4 protein-coding genes are annotated in these 4,454 nt (G+C 61.2%); all 4 read left to right on the top strand.

Annotated features, from left to right (window positions below):
* A partial coding sequence (locus tag KGA85_RS28540) for a hypothetical protein (RefSeq protein WP_223543563.1) occupies window positions 1–439 on the top strand: 439 nt, incomplete at its 5' end.
* Window positions 440–570: 131 nt separating this feature from the next.
* Window positions 571–1,413 (top strand): DUF6502 family protein, encoded by an 843-nt coding sequence (locus KGA85_RS28535; protein WP_223461845.1) that lies wholly within the window; start codon window positions 571–573, stop codon window positions 1,411–1,413.
* Complete coding sequence (locus KGA85_RS28530) at window positions 1,410–2,996, top strand: DUF5666 domain-containing protein (RefSeq protein ID WP_223461843.1); 1,587 nt, start codon at window positions 1,410–1,412, stop codon at window positions 2,994–2,996. The genes KGA85_RS28535 and KGA85_RS28530 overlap by 4 nt, the downstream gene beginning before the upstream one ends.
* Before the next feature lie 102 nt (window positions 2,997–3,098).
* The gene (locus KGA85_RS28525) at window positions 3,099–3,848 is read left to right on the top strand and encodes a hypothetical protein (RefSeq protein WP_223461841.1); all 750 of its coding nucleotides are present in this window, start codon (window positions 3,099–3,101) and stop codon (window positions 3,846–3,848) included.
* Window positions 3,849–4,454 lie beyond the last annotated feature (606 nt).

Here is a 4,454-nt window from a genome sequence, read left to right as displayed (position 1 = left end):
TGGTAGCGGTGGCGGTCACGGCGGCAACAGCGGTAGCGGTGGCGGTCATGGTGGCAATAGTGGGAACGGTGGCAACAGTGGCCATGGTGGCAATAGTGGGAGCGGCGGCAACAGTGGTCACAGCGGCAGCGACCATGGGAATTCAGGCCATGCCGGTTCTGGAGCCTCGAACTCCGGTCGCGGTGGTACCCATGCAGAGGCGGGTGACGACCACGGCAACCACGCTCGCGGCGAAGCCGGTGACGACCACGGCGTCCATGTTGGCGGTGAGCCTGGTGATGACCACGGTGTCCACGTTGGCGGTGAGCCTGGTGATGACCACGGCGTCCACGTCGGTGGCGAGCCTGGTGATGACCGAGGCGTCCACGTCGGTGGTGAGCCTGGTGACGACCGCGGCGTCCATGTCGGCGGTGAACCCGACGACAACAGCCGGATCTGATGCGTTTTGTGGCCTCATGCCAAACCCTGGGGACCGGTTTTGCATGAGGCGCGACAAAAAATACGCGCGTGCGTTCATGGGATTATTTCCCACGTAGCTATACTGGGGTTATCTATCCAGGAATTCGCTGAATGCAATCGTCGACGCTGCCCACCTCGCTCCTCAAAGCCTTGCGACATGTCATGCGGCCGCTGGTACGCCTGATGCTGCGCAAAGGCGTCACCTACCTGGTGTTTGCCGACCTGCTCAAGGAGGTTTTCGTCGAAGTGGCGGACCGTGAGTTCCGTCTGGGCGAGAAGGCACCGACCGACAGCCGCATCAGCCTGCTCACCGGCGTGCATCGCAAGGATGTACGGCGCTTGCGTAATACCAGTGACCCGGCTTCTTCCACGCTTCCGGAAAACATCACTTTCGGAGCGCAACTGGTCAACGCCTGGGCCAACGCGCCGTTCTGCAACGACGCCGGCCAGCCACTGGCACTGCCTCGATTGGCCCGTGTCGGCGGCGACCGCTCCTTTGACGCCCTGGTGGCGAAGGTCAGCACGGATATCAGGGCGCGGGTGGTGTTGGACGAGTGGCTGCGTCTGGGCGTCGTGCGCCTTGACGAACAAGATCTCGTGCACCTCGAAGCCCAGGCCTTCGTGCCACAAAAGGGCTTCGATGAGAAAACCGCTTACCTGGGCCATAACCTGCACGATCATGCCTGCGCCGCGGTACACAACCTGAGCAGCGAAGGTCCGGCCTTTTTTGAACGCAGCGTGCACTATGACGCACTGTCCCCGATGAGCGTCGAGGCGTTGCGCGAGGCCGTTGCCAGCGAGGGAATGCAGGCCCTGTTGAGTTTCAACCGACTCTCCGCCGAACTGGAGTTCCGGGACCTGCCCAGCCTTGAACCACGCCAGCGCATCACGGTCGGATTGTACTTCTACACTGAAGCTTCCGATCCCGATTCACAAACGGCCCCTAAGCCATGACCGTCAATTTGCGCCTGATTCGTACAATCGCCCTCACTCTGGGCCTCGGGCTTCCGATTGTGCTGCAAGCCGCCCCAGCCTGTGTCAGCCAGAATGACGCGGGCACCAGCACAGTGCCAGTCATCCAGGCTCCGGGCGGTACCGGCGGCACGGGCGCAGCGCCTGGCGGCATGGGCGGTACCGGCATCGACACCGACAACGGCGGGATCGGCGGTACCGGCGCACCGCTGAAAAAGCGCCCTGGCGGCATTGGCGGCACCGGTGCCGTTGCAGGCGGCGTGGGTGGCACGGGCATCGGCAGTGAAAGCGACAACGGCGGGATCGGTGGCACCGGCATTGTCGGCACCATCACCGGGTTCGCCTCGATCTGCGTCAATGGCGTGGAAGTGCACTTCAACAACAACGTCCCAGTCAGCGAGAACGGCATTGCCACCACCAGCACCCACCTGGCGGTAGGCCAAGTGGTTGCCGTGGAAGCGTTCAATTCCCAGCGAGGTCTGGAGGCCGGGCGCATTTCTATCCTGCACGCCTACGAAGGTCCTTTGACAGCCCTGCCGCGCGCTTCCATGCCCATGCGCGTCATGGGGCAACCGGTACGCCTGGCCAACGGTGCTCAAGTCGCTCCCGGTCTGCGCCTGGGTGATCCCGTACGGGTCAGCGGGCTGCGCGATGCTCGTGGCGAAGTGGTGGCCAGCCGCATCGACCTGGCGCCCGGCCTCAAGGAAGCCAGTGCCATCGGCTCGGTGGATCGCAGCGGCTATCTCCAGGGAATCAAACTCAGCAATCACCCAGGCCCGGCGCAGGAAATGCTGGTGCGCGGCCACTGGTCCGGTCGCGAGTTGGACGTGAACCAAAGCCGCCCCGATCCGAGCCTGCCTTTCATTGGCCGGGCACACAATGCGGTGATCGAGGGCCTGGTACAGGGCCGGCAGGACCACCGTTTAGTGGTCGGTGGCTTTAATGTGACGCTGGCGCGCGACACCGTGTTTGTCGGTGTGCAGGCTTCGGAACTGGCGCTGGATCGACGCGTGCGGGTCAACGGCGTGTTCACCGGCGCGCGAGACGTGCAGGCAACGCGTATCGAATTGCCCCGCGAGCGCTCCGATTCGCCAGCCGGCAACCGGCACGGACGACCCGGCACCAGCGAGCAAAACACCGACGACTCAAGTGGCTCGAGCAACTCGAGCGGCTCCGATAGCTCCGGCAGCTCCAATAGCTCCGGCAACTCCGGCAGCTCGGGGAACTCGGGCAGTGACAGGAGCGGCCGCTCCGAGAGCGAAGGCAGCGTTGTCGACGATACTCGCCACGGGGGCAATGACAGTCATGGCGGTGGCGACAAGATAGATAGCGTGGACAAGTCCGGCAAGTCGGAGCGTATCGAGAGGGTCGAGCAACCCGACAAAGTCGAGAGGGTGGAAAAGGTAGAGAAAGTCGAAAAGGTCGAACGCCCGGAGAAAGTCGAGAAAGTTGAACGGCCAGAAAAAGTCGAGAAGGTAGATAAGGTTGAAAAGGTCGAGAAGGTAGAGAAAGTTGAGAGGGTCGAGCCGGTCGAAAAAATCGATCACTCCGGCAGGTCGGGTTAAACAGTGCAGTCATGATGCACTATCGTCATAAGTGACTAGGCTTGGTAAGTCACGCAACAAAGCATGCGTGTGAACTTCGATGACGCAAGACACGAGGTGAGCATGAACCCCAAGCGCATCCTGCTCGTAGGTTGGCTTGCCAGCCTGGCCTTGCCAGCCTTGGCCGATACCTTCACGACTTCGATCGGAACCGACTACTCTCGGGGCGACTATGGCACCGGTACAACTTCCGAAACCTGGTACGTCCCGCTGGTGGGCAAATACCAGACCGGCCCCATGACCTACAAGCTCACTGTGCCTTGGCTACGCATCACTAATCCTTCGGTCGGCCCTGACGGCGAGCCGTTGCCCGGCGGCTGCGGCAAAGTGGAAAGCGGTTTGGGCGACACCGTCGCCGGTGCCGACTATGCCGTGCTTGACGGCAGCGTCAGCGGGCTGTTCGTGGACCTGATCGGCAAGGTCAAGTTGCCCACAGCCGACGAAGACAAATGCCTGGGCACCGGCAAAACCGACTATTCCGCCCAGGTCGATGTCGCCAAAGCCTTCGGCCCTGTGACCGGGTTCGCTACCCTGGGCTGGAAAAAATTCGGCGACCCGTCGGGCTCCAACTTCGACAACCCGATATTCGCCGGCCTGGGCTTTGCCATGCCCGTGTTCGTACGCACCACGGCGGGGGTGTCCTACGACTGGCGGCAGAAAGTCGTTTCCACGGGCGACCAGATCAAGGAACTCACCCTCTTCCTCACGCACAAGCTCAATCAGAACTGGAAGTTTCAGTTGTATGCCGTCAAGGGTTTTTCCGACGCCAGCCCGGATGGCGAGGCTGGACTGGTGTTCAGCCACACCTACTGATACCCGCCTGTTTCTCTTCACTGATGCGCTTCACCGCTTCGACCCAGGCGGGTCCGTACGCGGCAGTGCGCTTCGAAAAACCTGCCAGGCCCGCTAGCTCTCACCCCAGGTTCCCTGGGTAAATCCGAATGTCATCTCCTGATCTATTCCATTGAAAAAATTGTCTCGTTTAACCAGCCGATCGGGTGAGGGGCGACTCTCCAATGGGGCAGGTTGAAGTTTTTGCTCAACGCTGCATTTGTTCTGATATTTGGTCGTTGACACTTGGGCTAATAGTACTAATCTGAGTGTGTGGGAATATTTCCCACGCGAATATGCTAACTGGCTCTGAGGGATCGTACGGAAACCGCGGTGGCTCGTTATTGCTGCAGACTTATGGCCGTGCCGGTTGGCTGGCCGCTCCAATGGGCGGCCGGGAACTCACTGGACATTGCGTTCGATACGGAGATGGCGACGCAACTCCAAGCGGAGGTGCATCATGCTGCTCAAGAAATGTTTGTTGGCTCTGGCAATTGGCGGGGTCCTGTCGGCATCGACTGTTCTGGTGCCCGATTACATCGGTAGTTTCTCCAGCGTGTATGCCAAAGATGGCGGCAGCGGCGGAGG

This window comes from Pseudomonas sp. GL-B-12, assembly GCF_019955895.1.
In the GTDB taxonomy this organism is placed as follows: Bacteria; Pseudomonadota; Gammaproteobacteria; order Pseudomonadales; family Pseudomonadaceae; genus Aquipseudomonas.
The sequence above is the reverse complement of the archived record's forward strand: the minus strand, read 5'-3'. Positions and strand labels throughout refer to the sequence as shown.